Origin of the sequence: Alloalcanivorax gelatiniphagus (assembly GCF_005938655.1) — a bacterium.
GTDB lineage: Bacteria > Pseudomonadota > Gammaproteobacteria > Pseudomonadales > Alcanivoracaceae > Alloalcanivorax > Alloalcanivorax gelatiniphagus.
Window position 1 is genome coordinate 20,679 of record NZ_VCQT01000024.1, and the last position, 20,802, is coordinate 41,480.

General features: G+C 69.1%; 17 protein-coding genes. 7 read left to right on the forward strand and 10 right to left on the reverse strand.

Features of this window, described 5'->3' with window-relative positions; all coding sequences use genetic code 11:
• The first annotated feature begins 130 nt into the window (after positions 1 to 130).
• Together FGS76_RS06760 and FGS76_RS19765 are read left to right on the forward strand one after the other, a co-directional pair.
• A complete protein-coding gene (locus tag FGS76_RS06760; RefSeq protein WP_138771861.1) occupies positions 131 to 1,021 on the forward strand; it encodes an acyltransferase in 891 nt (296 codons plus the stop codon).
• A gap of 126 nt (positions 1,022 to 1,147) precedes the next feature.
• A complete protein-coding gene (locus tag FGS76_RS19765; RefSeq protein ID WP_138771862.1) occupies positions 1,148 to 3,733 on the forward strand; it encodes a DUF349 domain-containing protein in 2,586 nt (861 codons plus the stop codon).
• A gap of 74 nt (positions 3,734 to 3,807) precedes the next feature.
• Here the strand turns inward: FGS76_RS19765 and FGS76_RS06770 are convergent, their stop codons facing one another.
• Together FGS76_RS06770 and FGS76_RS06775 are read right to left on the reverse strand one after the other, a co-directional pair.
• A complete protein-coding gene (locus FGS76_RS06770) occupies positions 3,808 to 4,425 on the reverse strand; it encodes a DUF924 family protein (protein ID WP_138771863.1) in 618 nt (205 codons plus the stop codon).
• 18 nt (positions 4,426 to 4,443) lie between these two features.
• Entirely contained in the window at positions 4,444 to 5,055 is a 612-nt protein-coding gene (locus FGS76_RS06775) for an arylesterase (protein WP_138771864.1), read from the reverse strand.
• Here FGS76_RS06775 and FGS76_RS06780 point away from each other — a divergent pair, their 5' ends adjacent.
• Complete coding sequence (locus FGS76_RS06780; protein WP_138771865.1) at positions 5,056 to 5,730, forward strand: ABC transporter ATP-binding protein; 675 nt, start codon at positions 5,056 to 5,058, stop codon at positions 5,728 to 5,730. It abuts the gene before it with no gap.
• Positions 5,723 to 8,173, forward strand: a complete 2,451-nt coding sequence (locus FGS76_RS06785; protein WP_170214416.1) for an ABC transporter permease — start codon at positions 5,723 to 5,725, stop codon at positions 8,171 to 8,173. Before FGS76_RS06780 ends, FGS76_RS06785 begins: the two co-directional genes overlap by 8 nt.
• A gap of 70 nt (positions 8,174 to 8,243) precedes the next feature.
• On the opposite strand, the gene FGS76_RS06790 is transcribed toward FGS76_RS06785, so the two are convergent.
• Positions 8,244 to 9,437 carry a multidrug effflux MFS transporter gene (locus FGS76_RS06790; RefSeq protein ID WP_138771866.1) on the reverse strand — a complete coding sequence of 398 codons (1,194 nt, stop codon included), beginning with the start codon at positions 9,435 to 9,437 and terminating at the stop codon, positions 8,244 to 8,246.
• A gap of 162 nt (positions 9,438 to 9,599) precedes the next feature.
• Here FGS76_RS06790 and FGS76_RS06795 point away from each other — a divergent pair, with 162 nt between their 5' ends.
• A complete protein-coding gene (locus FGS76_RS06795) occupies positions 9,600 to 11,420 on the forward strand; it encodes a cation:proton antiporter (protein ID WP_138771867.1) in 1,821 nt (606 codons plus the stop codon).
• A gap of 71 nt (positions 11,421 to 11,491) precedes the next feature.
• Here FGS76_RS06795 and FGS76_RS06800 read toward each other — a convergent pair whose 3' ends face one another.
• From FGS76_RS06800 to FGS76_RS06815, 4 genes are all read right to left on the reverse strand, one after another.
• Positions 11,492 to 11,899 carry a MerR family DNA-binding protein gene (locus FGS76_RS06800; protein ID WP_138771868.1) on the reverse strand — a complete coding sequence of 136 codons (408 nt, stop codon included), beginning with the start codon at positions 11,897 to 11,899 and terminating at the stop codon, positions 11,492 to 11,494.
• A 64-nt stretch (positions 11,900 to 11,963) separates the two neighbouring features.
• The gene (locus tag FGS76_RS06805; protein ID WP_276607927.1) at positions 11,964 to 13,565 is read right to left on the reverse strand and encodes an FGGY-family carbohydrate kinase; all 1,602 of its coding nucleotides are present in this window, start codon (positions 13,563 to 13,565) and stop codon (positions 11,964 to 11,966) included.
• Positions 13,562 to 15,097, reverse strand: a complete 1,536-nt coding sequence (locus FGS76_RS06810; RefSeq protein ID WP_138771870.1) for a glycerol-3-phosphate dehydrogenase/oxidase — start codon at positions 15,095 to 15,097, stop codon at positions 13,562 to 13,564. The genes FGS76_RS06805 and FGS76_RS06810 overlap by 4 nt, the downstream gene beginning before the upstream one ends.
• 3 nt (positions 15,098 to 15,100) lie before the next feature.
• Positions 15,101 to 16,696, reverse strand: coding sequence for an FAD-binding oxidoreductase (locus FGS76_RS06815; protein ID WP_138771871.1), 1,596 nt, complete (start codon positions 16,694 to 16,696; stop codon positions 15,101 to 15,103).
• Positions 16,697 to 16,940: 244 nt separating this feature from the next.
• Between FGS76_RS06815 and FGS76_RS06820 the strand changes: the two genes are divergently transcribed.
• Positions 16,941 to 17,606 (forward strand): YiaD family glycine zipper/OmpA-like lipoprotein, encoded by a 666-nt coding sequence (locus FGS76_RS06820; RefSeq protein ID WP_138771872.1) that lies wholly within the window; start codon positions 16,941 to 16,943, stop codon positions 17,604 to 17,606.
• Positions 17,607 to 17,726: 120 nt separating this feature from the next.
• Here the strand turns inward: FGS76_RS06820 and FGS76_RS06825 are convergent, their stop codons facing one another.
• The 3 genes from FGS76_RS06825 to FGS76_RS06835 form a co-directional block, all read right to left on the reverse strand.
• Complete coding sequence (locus FGS76_RS06825) at positions 17,727 to 18,974, reverse strand: MFS transporter (RefSeq protein ID WP_240692444.1); 1,248 nt, start codon at positions 18,972 to 18,974, stop codon at positions 17,727 to 17,729.
• A 121-nt stretch (positions 18,975 to 19,095) separates the two neighbouring features.
• The gene (locus FGS76_RS06830; protein WP_138771873.1) at positions 19,096 to 19,548 is read right to left on the reverse strand and encodes a PaaI family thioesterase; all 453 of its coding nucleotides are present in this window, start codon (positions 19,546 to 19,548) and stop codon (positions 19,096 to 19,098) included.
• Positions 19,548 to 20,018 carry a PaaI family thioesterase gene (locus tag FGS76_RS06835; protein ID WP_240692445.1) on the reverse strand — a complete coding sequence of 157 codons (471 nt, stop codon included), beginning with the start codon at positions 20,016 to 20,018 and terminating at the stop codon, positions 19,548 to 19,550. The genes FGS76_RS06830 and FGS76_RS06835 overlap by 1 nt, the downstream gene beginning before the upstream one ends.
• Before the next feature lie 91 nt (positions 20,019 to 20,109).
• On the opposite strand from FGS76_RS06835, the gene FGS76_RS06840 reads away from it, so the two are divergent.
• The coding region (locus FGS76_RS06840) for an alpha/beta fold hydrolase (protein ID WP_138771874.1) at positions 20,110 to 20,802 on the forward strand (693 nt) is incomplete at its 3' end.

Genomic DNA, 20,802 nt, shown 5'->3' on the forward strand with positions numbered 1-20,802 from the left:
CCCCGACCCTACCCCGAGCCGGGGGCGCCGCCAATGGCCGGGTGCATCGCCGAGTGACCGAATCGGACATGGGGCGGTGGCGCCAAACACGTTAGGATGCCCCGCTGTTTCGAGGACACTGCGGTACTTTATGACTCCGATAATAAAACTGCGCGGCATCCTGGCCCTGGTGGGCATCACCCTGAACACCGCGCTGCTGATCATCCCCCTTTATCTGTTCGCCCTGCTGCGGCTGGTGCTGCCGTTCCATCCGGTGCAGGTGGCCCTGGCGCGGGTGCTGGTGGTGGTGGCGGAAAGCTGGATGGCGGTGAACAACGCCATCATCAGCCTGTCCAGCGGCGTGCGCTGGCGGGTGGAAGGCATGGAGGGCCTGGCTCGCCAGGAGTGGTACCTGGTCACCGCCAACCATCAATCCTGGGCGGACATCCTGGTGCTGCAAAAGGTCACCAACCGGCGGGTGCCGTCGCTGAAGTTCTTTCTCAAGCAGGAACTGATCTGGGTGCCGCTGCTGGGGCTGGCCTGGTGGGCCCTGGATTTCCCGTTCATGAAGCGCTACAGCCGCGCCCAGTTGGAAAAGCACCCGGAACTCAAGGGCAAGGACATGGAAACCACCCGCCGGGCCTGCGCCAAGTACGCGCACTTTCCGGTGTCAGTGATGAACTTCTTTGAAGGCACCCGTTTCACCCGCGCCAAACACGACGAGCAGGATTCCCCCTACCAGCATTTGCTCAAGCCCAAGGCCGGCGGCGCCGCTTTCACCCTCAAGGCCATGGGCGGGCAGTTGCACAAGCTGCTGGATTTCACCATCGTCTACCCGCCGGGCACCACCCGTTCGCTGCTCGGTTTTCTCGGTGGCGCCATGGATCAGGTCCAGGTGATCGTGCACCAGCGGCCGATCCCGGACTGGGCCGCCGACGGCGACTATGAGAACGATCCGGAATTCCGCGCCCGCATTCAGGGCTGGATCAGCGAAATCTGGGCGGAAAAAGACGTACTGATCCAGTCTCGCCTTTCCGCCTAAGCCGCAAATTGCCTATAGTAGGAGCGGTCGAACGACCGCTCCCACCGGTGGATCGGCCGGGGATCGCGGCCGAACCGACACCACCGACCACGACGATACCGATCAGAAAGCCATAACAGGGGTGACATGGCACTACGCAACCTTTTCAAGCCACGGTGGCGACACCGTGACGCCGCCGTGCGCGCCGACGCCGCCGCCGGCCTCGATCCGCACCGTGACGGCGACACCCTGACGGCCCTGGCCGAGCGTGACGACAGCCCGCGGGTGCGGGCGGTGGCCGCCGCCGCCCTGCTCGATCTGGCGGTGCTCGACCGGCTGATCCGCGACGACGGCGACGCCGACGTGCGCGAGGCCGCCTCGCAACGGATCATGGCGCTGCTGGCCGGTGAGGTCAGCGGTGGTCCGGACCCGGCCACCCGCCAGCGTCTGATCGCCCATACCGACAACCCCCGGGTACTCCAGCATGTGGCGCGGCACAGCCCCGACCCGGACAGTCGCCGGGCGGCCCTGGCCGCCATCAACGATGCCCAGGGCCTGTACGAGCTGGCCCTGCACGGCCAGGACGCGGCACTGCGTCTGGCCGCCGCCGAGCGTCTGGACGACGACGCCCTGCTCCGCCAGCTGGGCCGCGACGGCCGCGACAAGAAAGTCGTGCGGCTGGCCCGGGAACGGATCAAGGACCATCAGAAGGCCGCCGCCGAGCACCAGCAGCGCGACCAGGAACGGGACCAGGCCCTGGCCGCCCTGGAGCAACTGGCCCAGCGCGCCAACGACCCGCTGTTCGACGCCCGCCTGGGGCAACTGGAACAACGCTGGCGGGCGGTGGCCGAGGACGCCTCCGCCGACCAGCGCGCCCGCGCCGAGCGGGCCCTGGCCCAGGGCCACGAACAGATCGAAGCACGCCACCGCGAGCAACGGGCGGTGGCGGTCCATGACGCCGCCGTGGCCGAGCGGCAGGCGGCCCTGGATACCCTGCGCGCCCTGCTCAGCGACCTGACCACCGACACCTGGGACCAGCAACTGGGGGAACTGCGTTCCGCCGTGGCCACCCAGGAGCGCCGCTGGCAGGCCGCCGCCGAGGACGCCCCCGGCGACGACGACCAGGAACTGGCGTTCCGCTCCCAACTGGACGAATGGCGGCGGCTGATCAGCCTGGCCGAAGCGGCCCGGGAACAGGAGGAGCCGGAACAGCGCCTGGAGCTGGCCCGCCAATGGCCGGCCCGGGTGGCGCCGCCTTCCACGCTGCTGGGCCTGTCGGAGGCCGCCGAGGAAGCCGCCCCGGAAACTCCGCCCCCGGCGCGGCGCGGCGCCGACAAGGCCGCCCCCAGCCGCCACCGGGGTCTGGTGGTGTCACTGCGCCGGGAGCTGGAGCGCGGCAACCTGAAACACGCCAACCGGCTGTGGCTGAAGGCCGAGGCGGTGCTGGCCGAGGAAAGCGATCCCTGGCTGGCCCGGCAGCTGGAGCGGCACAGCGCCCGCCGGGAGGAACTGCGGGACTGGCACGCCTTCGCCGCCCAGCCCAAGAAAGAGGAACTGTGCCAGCGCATGGAGACCCTGGCGGACGCGGACATGGACCCGGAAGAACGGGCCAGCGCGATCCAGGCCCTGCACGACGAATGGCGCTCGCTGATGAGTTGCGACCAGGATCAGGACCAGGCCCTCTGGGATCGTTTCAAGGCGGCCTCGGACCGGGCCTATGAGCCGTGCCGGGCCCATTTCCGGGAGCTGGACGCGCAGCGGTCGGAGAATCTGGAAAAACGCCGCGCCCTGTGTGCCCAGCTGGCGGAGTTCGTGGCCGGCGAAAACTGGGAGAAGGCGGACTGGGAATCGGTCTGGGAGATTCGCCGGCGGGCCCCCCGGGAGTGGCAGAGCCACGCGCCGGTGCGCTTCACCGATGCCCGCGACCTGCAGAAACGCTTTTCCGCCCTGCTCACCGAGATCGACGAACGGCTGGACCAGGCCTGGCAGCAGGCGGAAAGCCAGCGCCAGGCCATGATCGAGGAGGCCCGTGCACTGACCGAGCAGCAGGATGTGCACGCCGCCGCCCGCCAGGCCCGGGAACTGCAGACCCGCTGGCGCGCGGCCTCCTGGCTGCCGCCGGCCCGCCACCGCAATTATCAGAAAACCTTCCGGGGCCTGATGGACGCCCTGTTCGGCGCCCGCCAGGCGGCCAGCCAGGCCCGGGACGAGCAACGCCGCGAGCAGCGGGAAAAGGCCAGCGCGATACTGGCCGAGTGCGAACAGTGGCTGGAACGGCCGCTGGGCGAACAGGACGACGGCGACCTGGCCGCCCGCGCCGCCGCCCTGGACGAACTGGTGCCGGCGGCCCTGGACAAGGGCCAGCAACGGCGCCACCAGCAGCTGCGCGAGCGGCTGCGGCAATGGCGCGCCGAACTGCCGCGCTGGCGCCGCTGGCGCAACGCCCGCCAGCGGCTGGCCGATGCCCCAGACGGCGACGGCGACGACGGCACCCTGGCGGTGGCCCTGGAAGCCCTGGCCGGGGTGGAATCCCCGCAGCAGGCCCGCCAGGAACGGCTGGCCTGGCAACTGGAGCAACTGCCCCGGGCCATGAAGTCCGCCGGCCAGGCCCCGCTGGACGAAGCGCTCAAACTGGTGGAGGAACGCCCGGAAACGGCGCCCCTGGAAGCCGACACCCGCCAGCGGCTGCTGGCCGCCCTGGATGCGCTGGAACCGGGCGAAGGGCGCGGCTGATTTATCGCGGCTGAAGCCGCTCCTACATCTTGAGGTACCGTAGGAGCGGCTTCAGCCGCGATCCGGAGGTCGAGCTACTGCCCATACCGCTTGGCGGTTTCCAAAAACGTCAGCTCCTCGGCGCTGCTTTCCCGCCCCAGCGCCTGGTTGCGGTGGGGAAAACGTCCAAACCGGCGGATAATGTCCCGGTGCTCTTCGGCGAAGCGCAGGTTTTCCTCGATGTGCGGCCGCAGGGCCTCCGGCACCCGCTCGCACAGGTCCCGGTAACAGCCCACCGCCCGATTCTGCAGGTCCTCGTCCTCGGCGTGCATCAGCGGCATATAGAAAAACACCTGGCCGGGCCAGTCCAGGCGCCGCTCCTGGCCGGTGGAGAGCCCTTCCAGACACAGGGTGGCGGCGCGATGGTCGCCGGCGAAGGCGTCGGCACTGCCCCGGTAAATATTGCGGGTGAACTGATCCAGCAGCAGGATCAGCGCCAGCCGCGAGCCGGCCTCCCGTTCCCAATCCACCAGTTCCCGCTCCAGGGCGGCCCGCACCCGGTCGCCGAAGCGCGCTTCGATGTCCGCGTCCCGGGCCGGGCTGCTCTGGAACCAGCCCCGGGTGATTCCCGCCGGCGGCCAGCCGTGTTCGTCCCGTTCCTCACCGAACCAAAACGTCAGAATGTCCTCATGGGGCGCGTGCAGATCCATCATGGTCGGTCTCCGTGGGGGTTAGCGGCAGCTCGCCGGCAGCGCCGGCTCGATCACCGGCCAGGCATTGTCCAGCAGAGTCGGCTGGGCGGCCACGGTGGGGTGAATACCATCATCCTGCAACTGGCCGGCCTCCACCACTCCGTCCAGCAGGAACGGCAGCAGCGGCGTATCGCCCTGCTCGGCGGCATCGCGGAACGCCTGCTCGAAGCGTTCGGTGTAGGCGCGGCCGTAATTGGGCGGAATGCGCATGCCCAGCAGCACCGGCTCGGCGCCGGCTTCACGGCTGATCCGTATCATGGTGGCCAGGTTGTCCGTCAGCCGGGGTGGCGGCAGACCGCGCAGGCCGTCGTTGCCGCCCAGCTCGATCACCACGGTGTCCGGGTGGTGCCGTTCCAGCAGGGCCGGCAGCCGCACCCGGCCGCCGTCGCTGGTGTCGCCGCTCACCGAGGCGTTGATCACCGGCAGGCCGGAACATTGCGTCTCCAGGCGCTGTCGGAGAAGCTGTACCCACCCCTCCGACTCGTCGATGCCATAGGCCGCGCTGATGCTGTCACCCAGCACCAGCACGCCCTCGGCGCGCACGGCGGCGGGCACAATCAAACACAATACGATCAGCAGGCGTCCCCACATATGGTTTCCACTCCGGTACTCGACGCGCGTCAACTTAGCAAAACGGTCCCCGCGCCGGAAGGCACGCTGACCCTCCTGGATGATATCAACCTGACGCTGAACCCCGGTGATAGTTTGGCCATCACCGGGCCATCCGGTTCCGGAAAATCCACTTTACTGGGCCTGCTGGCCGGTCTCGACGTGCCCAGCGGCGGCGAGGTACGCCTGCGTGGCGAGCCGTTCAGCGCCCTGGATGAAGATGGCCGCGCCGCCCTGCGCGGGCGCTATTGCAGCTTCGTGTTCCAGGCCTTCCATCTGGTCGCCGACCTGAATGCCCTGGAAAACGTGATGCTGCCGCTGGAGATCGCCGGCGCCGACGGCGCCCGGGAGCGCGCCCGGCACTGGCTGGAGCGGGTCGGCCTGGGGCACCGGGAACGGCACTTCCCGGCCCAGTTATCCGGCGGCGAACAACAGCGGGTGGCCCTGGCCCGGGCCTTCGCGGTGGAGCCGGACCTGCTGTTCGCCGACGAACCCACCGGCAGCCTGGACCGGGCCAACGGCGACCAGGTGGCGCGCCTGCTGTTCGACCTGAACCGGGACCACGGCACCGCCCTGGTGCTGGTCACCCACGATCCGGCCCTGGCCGCCCACTGTGCCCATCACCAGGAACTGGTGGAGGGGCGTCTGAGTGCGTGACCCGCGATTGTTGCTGCGACCCTGGCGCTCCGGCGCGTTCCGCATTCAGGCCCTGGCCCTGCTGGTGGCGTCCCTGGCCATCGCCGCGGTGGTGTTGCTGCGCGGGGAGCTGGAGCAGCGCTTCGCCCAGCGCACCGCCGAGGCGATCGGCGGCGATCTGATTCTGGAAGGCAGCCAGCCCGCCAGCGAACAGCAGATCGCTCTGCTCGGCGATCGCCCCCGTTCGGCGATCAGCCGCTTCTCCACGGTGCTGGTGCGCGACGACACCTTCGTGCTGGTCAGCGTCAAGGCGGTGGACGACGGCTATCCGCTGTTCGGCCAGGTGCAGGTCAGCGACCGACGCTTCGGCGACGGGGTGGCGGTGGATCACGGCCCGCCGCCGGGCCAGGTGTGGCTGGCCGGTACCGCCCTGGACCGGCTCGGCCAGCAGCCCGGTGAGTTCGTCACCGTGGGCGAACGGGCCTTGCTGGTGAGCAAGGTGCTGGTCCGTGAACCGGACCAGGGCGCCGGCTTCTACAGCATGAACCCGCGCCTGATGATGAACCTGGCGGACGTGGACTCCACCGGCGTGCTCGGCCCCGGCACCCGGGTGCGCCACGAACTGCGCATCGCCGCCCCCGGCGACCAGCTGGCGCCACTGGAAGCGGCGCTGCGCCCGACCCTGGCGGTGAATCAGGAGATCGACAGCCGCGAGGACGCCGGCCTGCGCTCCATGGGACCGCTGCGCCAACTTACCCTGTGGGGCCAGCTGGCGGTGATGATGGTGGTGCTGCTGTGCGGCGGCGCCATCTATCTGGCCGCCGGCGTGCGCGGCGCCGAGCAGGCCGGCCGCTGCGCGGTGATGAAAACCTTTGGCGCCAGCCGCCGCCGCATCCTCACCCAGGTGCTGGGCCGCGAGCTGCTGGCCCTGCTGCCGTCGCTGCTGCTGGGCCTGGCCCTGGCGGCGTTGTCCTTTGCCCTGCTGCGCCAGTGGCTGGGTGAGGAACTGTCCTGGCGGCCGCCCTGGCACACCTGGCTGCTGCTGGCGCTGGCGCCGGTGGTGATCTGGGGCGGCTTCGCCCTGCCCCGCCTGTGGCGGCTGGCCCATCTGCCGGCCCGGGCGGTTCTCGGCGACCGGCCGGAGGCGCCCAGCGCCCGCGCCGGCCTCAACCTGGTGGGCGCCCTGGCGGCGCCGGTGCTGGTGGCGATGATGCTGTCCGGGTCGCTGGCCGACCTGGGGCAACTGCTGGCGCTGATGGTGGCGGTGGCGGTGGGCCTGCCGCTGCTGCTGTGGGCCCCGCTGCGGCTGGCCGACCGGGCCGGGCAGCGCTGGCCACTGAGCGCCCGGCTGGCGTTGCGCCGGCTGTCGCGGCGGCCGCTCACCACCCTGCCGATGCTGGCCGCCATGGTGCTGGCCCTGTCGATCATGTCGCTGGCCACCCAGGTGGGCCAGCAATTGCTGGCCGACTGGCGGGACCGGCTGCCGGACGACGCCCCCAACTATTTCGTGCTTAATCTGTTCGACCAGGACCTGGACGACTTCCGCGCCTGGCTGGACCGGCACCACGCCCGGGTGCCCGGCTTCTATCCGGTGGTGCGGGGCCGCCTCACCGCCATCAACGGTGAGCCGGTGCGCCGGGCGGTGACCAAGGAAGAACAGCAGGAGGACCAGGGCCAGCGGGCGCTCAACCGGGACCTGTCGCTCACCGAGGCGGAGCGCCTGCCGGACAGCAACCGCACCCTGGAGGGCCGCTGGGTGGGCGACCGGCCCGGCCAGGTGTCGGTGGAATCGGAGCTGGCCGAAGCCCTGGATCTGACCGTGGGCGATACCCTCACCTTCACCGCCCAGGCCGGCGACCTGCAGGCCACCGTGGTGGGCCTGCGCGAGGTGGACTGGGAAAGCTTCGAGCCCAACTTCTACTTTATGTTCAGCCCCGGCACCCTGGACGGCCAGAGCCGCTACTGGCTGACCAGCTTTTATCTGGACGAGGACCAGGCCGGGGAACTGGCCGATCTGGTGCGCCGCTTTCCACAGATCACCTTGCTGGACGTGAATGCCCTGCTCGACCAGGCCCAGGGCCTGATCGCCCAGGCCAGCCGCGCGGCCCTGGCCCTGGCGGCGCTGCTGCTGGCCGCCAGCATTCTGGTACTGGCCGCCGCCTGGCTGGCCGCCGGCCAGCAACGGCGCCGGGACGAAGCCCTGCTGCGGGTGCTGGGGGCACGCAGTGCGCTGCTGCGTCGGGTGGCGGTGCTGGAGCAGTTACTGCTACTGGGCGGCGCCGCCCTGTTCGCCCATTTGCTGCATCTGGCGGCGCTGGTGCCCCTGGGGATCAAGCTGTTCGACGGCGACATGCCCCTGTCCGCCTGGATTCTGCTGCCCTGGGCGGTGGTGCTGCCGCTGCTGGCGCTGGAGGCCCTGCGCCCCCGTGGCCGGGACGCGCCGCTGGCGCGGCTGGCGGGGTGATTCTTGGGTATCGCGGCTGAAGCCGCTCCTACAGGGTCCGTGTAGGAGCGACTTCAGTCGCGATACCGCCTCACAACCGGTTAGCGATCCGCTCCCCGGCGATCAGCCGGAACGACAGCAACGCCGCCAGGGCGCTGGCCGCCATCAACGCGGCCATGGGCAGCGGCGTGCCGTCGTGGATCATGCCCAGGGCGGTGCCGATCAGGCCGGCGAGCAGGAACTGCAGACAGCCATTGAGGCCGGTGGCGGCGCCGCTGTCCTTGTCGAAATAGGCCAGGAAGCTGGCCATGGCATTGGGAATCCCCAGCGCCGCCATCCCCGCCACCAGCATGATCAGCGGCACCGTGGTCCACAGGGTCAGCTGGCCCAGCAGGGTCAGGGTCAGCAGCAGCGCCGCCGACAGACACTGGATCGTCACCGCCACACCGAGAATGGTGACGCTCTCGTAGCGCCGTAGCAGCAACACATTGACCCGGTTGAGGGTGAGCATGGTCACCACGTTGGCGCCGAAGTACAGCGGGAAGGCGGTCTCGCCCACGTCGAAATACTCGATGTAGAGAAAGGCGGCGTCGGTGATGAAGGTGAACATGGCGGAGAACGCCAGCCCGTTGGCGAGGATAAAACCCATCGCCTTGCGCTGGCGCAGCACCCGCCCGTAGGCGGCGAACATGCGGTGCCGCAGGGGCTCCACCGCCACCTGGGGGGTCACCGACGGCAGACCGAATCTGAGAATCAGGCCCACCACCACCGCGTAGGCGGCCAGCATCACGAAGATGCTCTGCCAGCCGGCCAGCTTCAGCAGGGCGGCGCCGATGGCCGGCGCCAGCAACGGCGCGATCAGCAGCACCAGCCCCACCGAGGTGAGCACCCGGGCGGCTTCGCGGCCGTTGAAATGGTCCCGTACCGAGGCCGCCGCGATCACCACCGTGGCGCCGCCGCCCAGGGCCTGCACCACGCGCAGCAGGTACAGCTGCTCGACACTTTTGCAAACGGTGATCGCCAGGCTGGCCAGCAGGAACACCACCAGCCCCACATAGGCCACCGGCTTGCGGCCGAAGTGGTCGGACAGGGGCCCGCCCAACCACTGGCCGGCGGCCACCCCGATCACATAGAGGCTCACCGACAGCTCCACCCGGTGCACGGCAACGCCAAAGTCGTTGGCCATGGTCGGCAAGGCGGGCAAATAGGTATCAATGGCCAGCGGCCCGAGGGCCACCAGCCCGCCCAGCAGAATCGCCAGGCGCAGGGGAGAAATCGCGGACATTAAAGGGTCCCGGGAAACACGAAAGAGTAAAGGGGCAAGGGTACCATTCGGCGGCGCGGGGCGCGCTATCAGAATGGCTGGGCGCCCTGCCCCCAACGTATATTTCTTGCGGCCTATCGGATTCGCTGGGACCATAGCCGCTCGCTCGTGACAAGGAAGCCCATGGAACTGTCTCTCCCCTTTCAGCTTGCCGTGATCACCGTGGTGGCCTTTCTTTGCCAATGGGCCTCATGGCGGATCAAGCTGCCGGCGATTCTGCCCCTGCTGATCTCCGGCCTGCTGCTTGGCTCGGTGACCGGTCTGATTCAGCCCCGCGATCTGTTCGGCGACCTGTTGTTGCCCGGCGTGTCCCTGGCGGTGTCCATCATTCTGTTCGAGGGCGCCCTGACCCTGCGCTTCGATGAGATTCGCGGGCTGGAAAAAACCGTGCGCCGGCTGGTGACCTGGGGCGCGCTGGTGACCTGGGGCGTGGTGACCCTGTCCGCCTGGGGCCTGCTGGAGATGCCGTTCGGCCTGGCGCTGCTGTTCGGCGCCCTGGTGGTGGTCACCGGCCCCACCGTGATCGTGCCGCTGCTGCGCAGCGTGCGCCCCAAGGCCAACGTGGCGCGGCTGTTGCGCTGGGAAGGCATCGTTATCGATCCGCTGGGCGCGATTCTGGCGGTACTGGCCTATGAGCTGGTGGTGGCCACCGGTCAGCAGGGCGCCCTGCTCCATGGTCTGTGGCTGTTCTTCCAGGCCATCGCCGTGGGCACCGCCATCGGCGCGGTGGTGGCCTTCGTGCTCAGCTTCCTGCTGTCGCGGCAGCTGGTGCCGGAATACCTGCGCAGCTTTCTGGTGCTGTCCATGGTGATCGGCTCCTTCGTGCTGGCCAACGGCATCAGCGAGGAATCCGGGCTGGTGGCGGTGACCGTGGCCGGCATCGTGCTGGCCAACCGCAAGGGGGTACGCACCGACGACATCCTGCACTTCAAGGAAAACCTGTCGGTGATGCTGATCTCGGTGCTGTTCATCGTGCTGGCCGCGCGCCTGGAGATGGACCAGCTGCTGAGCCTGGGCGCCACCGCCCTGCTGGTGCTGGCGATTATCCAGCTGGTGGCGCGGCCGCTGTCGGTGTGGGTGTCGACCCTGGGCAGCAGCCTGAACTGGCGGGAAAAGGCCCTGCTCGCCTGGATCGCCCCGCGCGGCATCGTGGCGGCGGCGGTGTCCGCCCTGTTCGCCCAGCGGCTGCAGGAAAACGGCGTGGAAGGCGCCGACCTGCTGGTGCCGCTCACCTTCATGGTGATCATCGGCACCGTCGCCCTGCAGAGCGTGACCGCCCGGCCCCTGGCCCGCTTGCTGAAGGTGGCGGAGCCGGGCCCGCGCGGTTTCCTGATTATCGGCGCCAACCCGGTGGCCAGGGCGGTGGGCGCCGCACTCAACGAGAACAACTTCCCGGTGATTCTGATCGACTCCAGCTGGGAGAGCATCCGCGCCGCGCGCATGGAGGGCCTGGGTACTTTCTATGGCAACCCGGTTTCCAGCCACGCGGATCAGCATCTGGATCTGGTCGGCTACGGCAAGCTGCTGGGGCTGAGCCCGCGCCGGGAGCTGAATACCATGGCGACCATGCGCTACCGGCTGGAATTCGGTGAAGCCAACGTCTACAGCCTGCCCTGGGTCAGCGAGAAGGAAGACAAACACGAGGTGGCCGCCCATCACCGTGGCGCCACCCTGTTCAGCAGCGAGGCCAGCTATGCGCGGCTCGCCAGCCTGATCAGCCAGGGCGCGGAAATCCGCCGCACCCGGATCACCGATGAATTCAGCTTCGAGGCCTATCTGAAGGTGGAGGACCGGCAGGTGATGCCGCTGTTCGCCATCGATACCCGGGACCGGGTGCAGGTGTTCACCGCCGAGCAGCAGCCGGAACCCAAGGCCGGCTGGTCGGTGATCGGCCTGATCAAGGAAGAGGAAACGGAGAAGACCGAGGCGGCGGCGCGCGAGTGACGCGGCCGGGTCGCGGCTGGATCGCGGCTGAAGCCGCTCCTACATCCAAGGTAGCCATGTAGGAGCGGCTTTCAGCCAGCGTTAAACGAATCAATCAACCCGCACACGCGGCCATCCTCCAGCCGGCAATCCGGGGCGTCTTCCCAGGCCGCCATGGCGGCGCGCATGCGGTCGCTGAGGCCGCGCAATTCCCGGATGCGCGCTTCCACCTCATCCAGCCGCGTCTCGATCAGGGCCCGCACCCGTGGGCACGGCGTGGCGCCGCTTTCCGATTCCTCGATCAACTCGCGCACATCCCCCAGGGTGAAGCCCAGCCCCCGGGCCTTCAACGCGAAACGCAGCCGGCGCAGGTCGTCGCCGCCGTAGCGGCGGTAGCCATTGGCCGCGTCCCGCTGGGGGCGCAGCAGGCCCAGTTCGGTGTAATGGCGAACGGTTTCGGCGGTGGTGTCGGCCCGCCGGGCCAGATCGGTGACGCGCATGGGGCCTCCCGGTGATGGTGAAACCGTAAGTGGTAGCAACGGGCGGTTATTGTAGCACCGGTACTCAGACCCGGCCGGGGTAGCCGGTGATCTGACGAATGGCCCGGTACAGGGGTCCCAGGCGCGGATACAGGCGGCGGTAAACCCGCCGGTAGAGTTGGTCGTAGAGGGCGGTCTCCGCCGGGCGCGGATCGAAACGGCGGCCGGGCCGGGTCATGGCCGCCACGGCGGCGGCATGGTCGTCGAACAGCCCGGCGCCCACCGCCGCGTTGATGGCGGCGCCCAGCCCGGAGGTCTCGAAGGTGTGCGGGCGCACCGCCGGCAGCCCGAACAGGTCGGCGGTGATCTGCATCACCGCGTCGCTCTGGGAGCCACCGCCGGACACCAGCAGCCGCCGCACCGGGGTGCGGTTGCGCTTTTCCAGGCGCTCGCGGCCTTCGCGCAGGGCATAGGCGATGCCCTCGATAATGGCCCGGTACAGATGGGCGCGGGTGTGCACGTCGCCGAAGCCGATGATGGCGCCCTTGGCCTCCGGCCCGGGAACCCGCACCCCCGGGTTCCAGAACGGCTGCAGGGTCAGCCCCAGGGCCCCCGGCGGTGACGCCTCCAGAAGCTGTTCGAACAGCTGCTCCGCCGGCACCCCCAACTGCTCCGCCTGGCGCACTTCCTCGGCGGCGAACTGCTGCTTGAACCAGTTCACCATCCAGTAGCCGCGCTGCACGATGATCTCCGAGTTATAGCGGCCCGGGGCGGCGGCGCCGTAGGCCGGCACGAACGGGATCGGCTCCACATAGGCGGCGTTGCAGGTGTTGAAGGTGGCGGTGGTGCCGTAGCTGAGGTGGCCGGTGTCCGGCTCGAAGGCGCCGGAGCCAAGCACTTCACAGGCTTTGTCGGCGCCGCAGGCGATCAGCGGCAGCCCGGCGGGGATGCCGGTGTCGGCGGCGGCGGCCTCGGTGATGGCCCCCAGGGGCCGGCCCGGCGGCACCAGCTCCGGCAGCTGCTCACGGCGCACCCGCAGGGCGTGCCATTTCATGTCGCCGGGGGACGCCCAGCACTGCTTCTTGTAGTCAAACGGCAGATAGCCCACCTGGCTGGCGGTGCAATCCCGGCGCTGGCCGCACAGCCGCCAGGTCAGGTAGCCGGACAGCAGCAGGTAGGAATCGGTGCGCGCCCACAGGTCCGGTTCCTGGGCGGCCAGCCAGTTGCATTCCGCCTTGGCCTGGAACTGGCGCAGGGTCTCGCCCTGCCCCAGGGCCGCCACCGGCCAGCGCCAGTACGCCGGCAGCCGGGGATAGTCGTCGGTGCGGCGCTGGTCCAGCCAGATCACCACCGGGCGCAGCGGCGTCATCGCCTGATCCAGGCACACCACCGAGGCGCGCTGGGTGGTCAGAGCCACCGCCACCACCCGCTGGCGCAGCTCGCCGTGCGTCTCCCACAGGCCCTGGCAGGCCAGGCTCAGCTGCCGCCAGAAGTAGTCCGCGTGCTGTTCCGCGTGGCCGGGGCCACCGTCCCGGTAGGGCTGGATCGGCTGCTGGTAGCGGCCCACCAGTTCACCGCTGGCGTCGAACAGCATGGCCCGGCTGCTTTGCGTGCCCTGGTCCAGCGCCAGCAGCAGCGGCGCGCCGGAGCCCGGCCGGTTGGCGCTGCCGCTCACATTGCCGCTCACGCCGCCGCCCGCTCCGCCGGCGGCACCCCGTAGAAGCGCTCGCGCAGTTCCTGGTAGCGGCTCCATTCCTGTTCCCAGCGGGCCTGGTCCCAGCCCAGGATCTCACCGGTGAGCGCTTGCAGGCGCGGTGCCAGGGCGGCGCCGCCGTCCCGGCGCAGCAGGCCCAGGCGGGTGCGCCGCAGCAGCAGGTCGTCCAGGTGCACCACCGCCTCGTTTTCCAGCATCCAGCGAATCAGGGCGTCGTCGTCCTGGTTGCCGTGCAGGAACTGGTCCACCTGCAGCGGCGCCTCCGGCAACGGCCGGAACATGGGCGCGTTGCTGCGCCGGGCCCGGCGTGCCGCGCGGGCGTCCAGCAGGCCGGCGGCGGCCAGGGCGTCCAGGGCGATCAGGCGGAAAGTAGTGAGCTTGCCGCCACTCACCGTGACCACGCCGTTGCCCTGCCACACCGCATGGTCGCGGCGCTCCTTGGAGGGCGCCCGGTCGCCGGGCTTGCCGGCGGCCGCTTTGCGGGCGGCGTCGGAGGCGATCACCGGGCGCACCCCGGCCATGGTGGAGAGCACATCCTGGCGGCCCAGGGCGGCGCCGGGAAACTGGCTGTTGATCAGCTCCAGCAGGTAGTCCACTTCGCCGGCGCTGGCGCTGGCTTCCAGGTCCAGATCGTCGCCGTGGTCCAGGTCGGTGGTGCCCACGCAGGTGACCCCCTCCCAGGGGAACACGAACACCGGCCGGCCATCCCGGGGGTGCATTACCGTCAGGCAGTCGTCCACCGGCAGCCGCGCCGGGTCCACGAACAGATGGCTGCCACGCAGCGGCCGGATACGCGGCGGCGTGCCCGGCTCCGGCGCCCCCAGCCGGTCGGCCCAGGCGCCGGTGGCGTTGATCACCACCGGCGCGCTGAGGGTGGCGCGCTCGCCGCTGACCCGGTCTTCCACGGTCAGCTGGGTGCGGTCGCCCTCCCGGCGGGCGTCCAGGGCCTGGGTGTAATTAAGGCTCTCGCCGCCCAGGCGGGCGGCTTCCAGCAGGCAGCGGATCACCAGGCGGCAGTCGTCGGTGAGCGCGTCGGTGTAGCTCATGGCGCCGCTCAGGCCGGTGGCGTCCAGGCCCGGCACCCGCGCCAGCAGTTCCCGGCGGGGCACGAAACGGTGGTCACGGATGCCGGCCAGGAAGTCGTACAGGGACAGCACCGCGGTCATCGGCCAGCGGCCGGGAAATTTGCCCTTGCGCAGGGGAAACAGGTAGGTGGCCCGTTCCACCAGGCCGGGCAGATCGCGCAGCAGCCGCTCGCGCTCGCGCAGGGCGTCGCGGGTCAGGCGCACATCGCCCTGGGCGATATAGCGAAGACCGCCGTGGACCATCTTCGAGGAGCGGCTGGAGGTGCCCCAGGCGAAGTCCCGCTGCTCCAGCAGCAGCACCTTGTGGCCCTGGCGCGCCGCCTCCAGCAGCACCCCGGCGCCGGTGATACCACCGCCCACCACGATCAGATCCCATTGCCGTTCCGCCAGTGTGGCCAGCGCCGGACGTGCTCCCAGCATGTGTCAGTCCTCCAGCAGGCAGCCCGGATTGAGCCGCCCTTGCGGGTCAAAATGTGTGATCAGGCCGCGTATCGCCGCCAGACCCTGCTCGCCTTTTTCGTGCCCCAGCCAGGGGGCGTGGTCGCGGCCCACCCCGTGCTGGTGGCTGATGGTGCCGCCGTGTTCCACGATGGCGTCGCTGGCGGCGCTCTTCATCGCCCACCAGCGCCGCCGGGTGCTCTGGTAATCCTCCGAACACCGGAACACATAGGTGGTATAGATACTGGAACCTTGCGCATACAAATGCGACAGATGCGTGAATACGTGGGCCCGCTCGCCCTCCCCGGCGTGCTCCCGCAGGGCCTTTTCGATGGCCGCCACGGTGTCCGGCACCCGCGCCCAGTCCACGCAGGTTTCCAGGGTATCCACCGCGTAGCCCTGTTCCCAGAGGCCGTGGCGCAGATACGGCGAGCGGAAGCGGGCCTCCTCCCATTTGCGGCCCAGCACCCGGCCGGTGGTGACGCCGCCGGCGGCGCGCAGATAACGGCGCGCTTCGCCGAGGGCGTGGCGGCAATGGCGCCGGTCACCGGTGACCCCGAAGGTGACCATGCATTTTCCGTCCAGGGGCTGGCCGCGCCAGGACAGATACCGATGCAGAGCGCTCACCAGCCGCTCGTGGCCGGCCAGGGTCAGTTGGGTGCGGGTCTCCTCCGGGTTGGAGACGCGCACCATGGACAGCGGCACCCGCTCCTGCACCAGCCGCCGGGCCAGGGCCACGGCGCTGGCCCAGTCCGGCATGAAGGCCACATGGAACTGTTCGTCCCGGGGGGCGGCGCTGACCCGCACCTTGACCTCGGTGATCACCCCCAGGCGCCCCTCCGAGCCCATCACCATTTCGCGCAGGTCCGGCCCGGCGGAGGACGCCGGAATGGTGGGCAGCTCCAGGGTTCCCCGTGGCGTCTCCACCCGGCCGCCGGCGAACAGCTGCTCGATGCGGCCGTAGGCCAGGGACTGCTGGCCACTGGAACGGCTGGCCACCCAGCCGCCCAGGGTGGACAGCTCCCAGGACTGGGGATAGTGGCCGAGCCGGTAGCCCCGCTCCTTCAGTTGCCGCTCCACCTCCGGGCCCGGCGTGCCGGCGCCGAAGGTGGCCAGGCGGCTGTCTTCGTCCAACGCCAGCAGGCGGTTCATCCTGGCCAGGCTCAGGGTCAGCACCGGCCGCTCGCCGGCGGGCGGATTGATATGGCCGGCCACCGAGGTGCCGCCACCGTAGGCGATCAGGCGCACGTCCTGTTGCTGGCACCAGTCCAGCAGCTCGCGGACCTGGTCGCCGTGCTCGGGAAAGGCGACGCCGTCGGGAAACACCTGGACCTGGCCGGAGCGCAACGCCAGCCAGTCCGCCAGGCTCTGACCCCGGGCATGGCGCACGCGGGTCTCCGCGTCGGTATCGATCAGCGGGTGCGGCGGCAGCCGGCTGGCCGGCACCCGGGCCAGCACCGATTCCAGGCTGGCGTCCGGCAGCGGCCGTCCCGGCCCCAGGGTCTGGCGCAGAAAGGCCGCCCCGGCCGGTTTCAGCGGATAGTCGTTGGCGCTGTCGCCCCAGCCGTTCCAGCGTCTCATGCGGATTGCTCTCCTCGATTCACGGGCCAACGGACATGGTAGCCGGCGGCGCCCGACCTTTCACTGGCCCTGGCGGACACCAATGGACTTTTCAGGACAGCGTGCCCGGCGGCCAGCATATCGTGACGCCGGTCGCTATTCGCGGGTACGCGACTTTACCGATTTTTACCGGCTCACTATGGTTTCGCCCGTTCGCTGGGCTAAGGTATGGCGGACGGAATCAAAATGAATCAGAGGAGCGACAATGAAACGTCTTGCGGGAAGCTTGATGCTGGCGGGGGCGGTAACGCTGGCCGGCTGTAGCACCATCAATCCTTACACTGGTGAAAAGCAGACCTCGAAGGCCGGCGCCGGCGCCGCCATCGGCGCGGTGAGCGGTGCCCTGATCGGTATCGCCACCTCGGACAGCGCCAAGCAGCGCAAAGAGCGCGCCCTGGCCGGCGCGGGCATCGGCGCCATCGCCGGCGGCGGCGTGGGCTACTACATGGACGTACAGGAAGCCAAGCTGCGCCAGAAGCTGGAAGGCACCGGCGTTTCGGTAACCCGGAACGGCGACCGCATCATCCTGAACATGCCCGGCAACATCACCTTCGCCACCGACTCCACTGACGTGCAGAGCAACTTCCGCCCGGTGCTGGATTCCGTGGCCGAAGTGCTGAAGGAATACAAATCCACCATGGTCCAGGTGGCCGGTCACACCGACAGCACCGGTGGCGAGCGCTACAACCTGCTGCTCTCCCAGCAACGGGCCCAGGCCGTGTCCCAGGTCCTTCAGGGCTTCGGCGTGCAGGCCGTGCGCATCGATACGGTGGGCTTCGGCGAAACCCAGCCGGTGGCCGACAACGGCACCGCCAATGGCCGCCAGCAAAACCGTCGTGTGGAACTGACGTTGATTCCGTACGAGGGCTGAACGACGTGGGAGCCGCCCCACCCCGGGGCGGTTCCGATCACCCAGTTACAAGTTGAAAGTTAAAAGTTAAAAGGAAAAACCCTCCACGGAGCCGCCCTTTTAACTTTCAACTTTAAACTTTCAACTCCCCTCTACTTCCTTCTTCTTGACCCGCAACCGCCAAACCAACACCGCCAACGGAACCATCAACACCACCACCAACATATACGGAAACCGGTGGTCCACGGCGTAGAGGCTGGTGCCCACCAACGGCCCGAGCACGAACCCCAGAGACGGACAGGCGCTGGCCAGGCCGGCCACCCTGCCCTGTTCTTCATTGGATACCCGCAGGCTGGCCAGGGCCATGATCGCCGGCATGCCGAAGCCGATGCCCAGGCCCACCAGCATCACCGCCGCGGTCATGCCGACCCGGTTGTCGAACATCCACAGCAGCGCCGCGCCCAGGCCGATGGCGGGTACCGCCACCGCCAGCAGCGCCAGGGCCGGGGCGCGCAGCCATTGCACCACCAGCAACTGCCCGAGCAGGGAGGTCACCGCCGCCGCCATCATGGTGGTGCCCAGGGCGCCGGCGGCTTCCGCCGGGGTCATGTGCAGCGCATCCTGGAACAGAAAGCCCAGGGTCTGCTGGATCAGCGCCAGGCACATGAACAGCACCACGCCGGTGATCAGCAGGTCCCGGAAGCGGCGGTCGCCGTAGGCGCGCAGCCCGGTGGCCAGCACCGCCCGGACCCGCTGGTCCGCCGGTTGGCCCCGGTACGGCGACGGCGGCAGAAACAGCAGCACGGTGAGCGCCATCAGCCCCACCAGCGCCGCCACCAGGTACAGCGGCAGCACCAGGGACACGGCGGCCAGCAGGCCGCCCACGCCGGGGCCCAGCACCGTGCCCAGGTTGTTGGCGGCACCGATGCGCGCCATGCCCCGGGTACGGGCCTCCGGGGTGGTGATGTCGGCGGTGTAGGCCGCCGCCGCCGGCGGCGTGGCGGCCATGATCAGGGCCTGGGCCATGCGCGCCACCACCAGCAGCGTGAGCAGGCCGCCGCCGAGCAGAACCTGATTCAGGCCCAGGTGGAAGATCACGCCGAACACCAGGGTGCCCAGGGCGTAGCCGCTCAGACCGATAATCAGCACCGGCCGGCGGCCGCGCAGCTCGCTCAGGTAACCCCAGATCGGACTGGCCAGGGCGAACGCCAGGGACGAACAGCTGATGATCAGCCCCACCTGCACCTCCGCCAGCCCGGCGGCGCGGCCCAGGGACGGCAGCAGAATGAACACCAGGGTCTGGCCCAGGGCGGTGACCCCCACCGCGCCCAGCAGCAGGGCCTGGGTGAGGCCCGGGGCGAGCGTGGGAACGATGGGGAAACGGGGCACTTGGGACTCCTGGTATGGCAAGGAACGATTCAGGATACAGGCTGCAGGATACAGGGAATGGCATGGCGCCGGCCCTTCACCCTGTACCCTTCACCCTGTATCGCGGCCGCGAGGCCGCCGGTCAGTTGTTTTCTTCGGATAGCAAGAAATGGGCCCGGGCGATGGTGATGGGCTCCTCCCGACGTTTCTGCCAGGCGCTGATATGCACATTGGCGATGCGCCGGCCCAGCCGGGTGACGCGGCATTCCGCGAAGGTATCGCGGAACAGGCCGGCGCGCAGATAGTCGATGGTGAAATCGATGGTCTTCGGCACCTTGGGCTCGCCCATCTCCAGCAGAATGAAGATGATCGCCGCTTGCTCCATGAAGCCGGCCACGGCGCCGCCGTGCAGCGCGGGCAAGGTGGGGTTGCCAATATTCTCCGGGTTTTTCGGCAGAATAAAGGTGAGTTCCTCGCCCTGGGCACGCACCTCGATGCCGAGGAAACGGGCGTAGGGTACCCGGTCGATCAGGTCCTGGTGGGCGGCTTCGCCCTTGCGGCAGGCCTCGATAAGGGCTTTCAGACTGTTGGTCATCAGGATACCACCCGACCTTTCTTATCCAGTTTCATGCGCGTGTAGGTGGCCAGGGCGGTGGCCACCGGCTCGCCGTCTTCCTTGCCCTCTTCCCAGGTGGTCAGCCGCACGAAGGTGACGTGCTCGGTGAGCCGGTAGCAGCTGGCATGGCACACCACCGCCTTGCCCGGAGTGGGCGCGTGCAGGTGATCGACCCGGAAGTCGATGGTCGGGGTGATTTCGAAGTTGGGGAACAGACGGCAGCTGTTCGCCATGCCGCCGGCCTGGTCCATCATGGCGAAGATGGCGCCGCCGTGCAGTACCCCGGTGTCCGGGTTACCGACCAGGTCCTCGCGCCAGGGCAGGCGCACGCGCACCCCGTCCTCCTCGGCGCTGAGCACTTCCATGCCCAGGTTACGGGAATGTCTCACCGTTTCCAGGGAGCGGTTGCAAACGTCCATTCGGGTGTAGGGAATGCTGGTATCCGTCACGGGGGCCAATGCTCGGTTATTGCGGGCACGGCAAGATTACCGCCTTGTCAGTACAGCTTCAATTCCGCACACGTTCAATTGGCGAGGATGCATGGCTTCACGCCCGTCCCTGAGACCGTCCCTGAAAAATTCCGCCCGCGCGCTCGGCCACATGGTGGAGCGGCGCCGGCACCCGCACCGGTTTATCCAGACCGACAAGACCCCGTGGGAAGTGATCCACCGGGACGGCATCATGGCCGTGCGCCACTACAGCCTGCCGCCCATGGAACAGATCGCCCTGGGCGAGGAGTCGGTGCCGGTGCGCCGCGACAAGCACCGCGTGCCGCTGATTCTGGTGCCGGCGCTGGGGATTCGCTGCTGGACCTTCGATCTGATGCCGAACCGTTCCCTGGTCCGCTATCTGATGGCCCGTGGCCACGATGTCTATCTGATCGATTGGGGGCAGCCCTCCCAGGCCGACCGGGAACTGGACCTGGACACCTACGTGAACCACTGGCTGCCCCGGGCGGTGGACGCGGTGCGCGCGGCCAGTGGCAGCGATCAGGTCAATCTGCTCGGTTACTGCATGGGCGGCCTGCTCTGCCTGCTGTATCTGGGCGGCCATCCCCAGGCGCCGGTGCGCAGCCTGGCGACCATCGCCAGCCCGGTGAATTTTCACAAGAGCGGCCCGTTCGGCAAGGTGTTCAGCCTGGCGGCGATTCCCGCCATGAAGATCCACGACTGGTTCCAGTTCCGCCTGGAGCCGCTGGACAGCAAGCTGTTCCATATCCCCGCCGATCTGCTG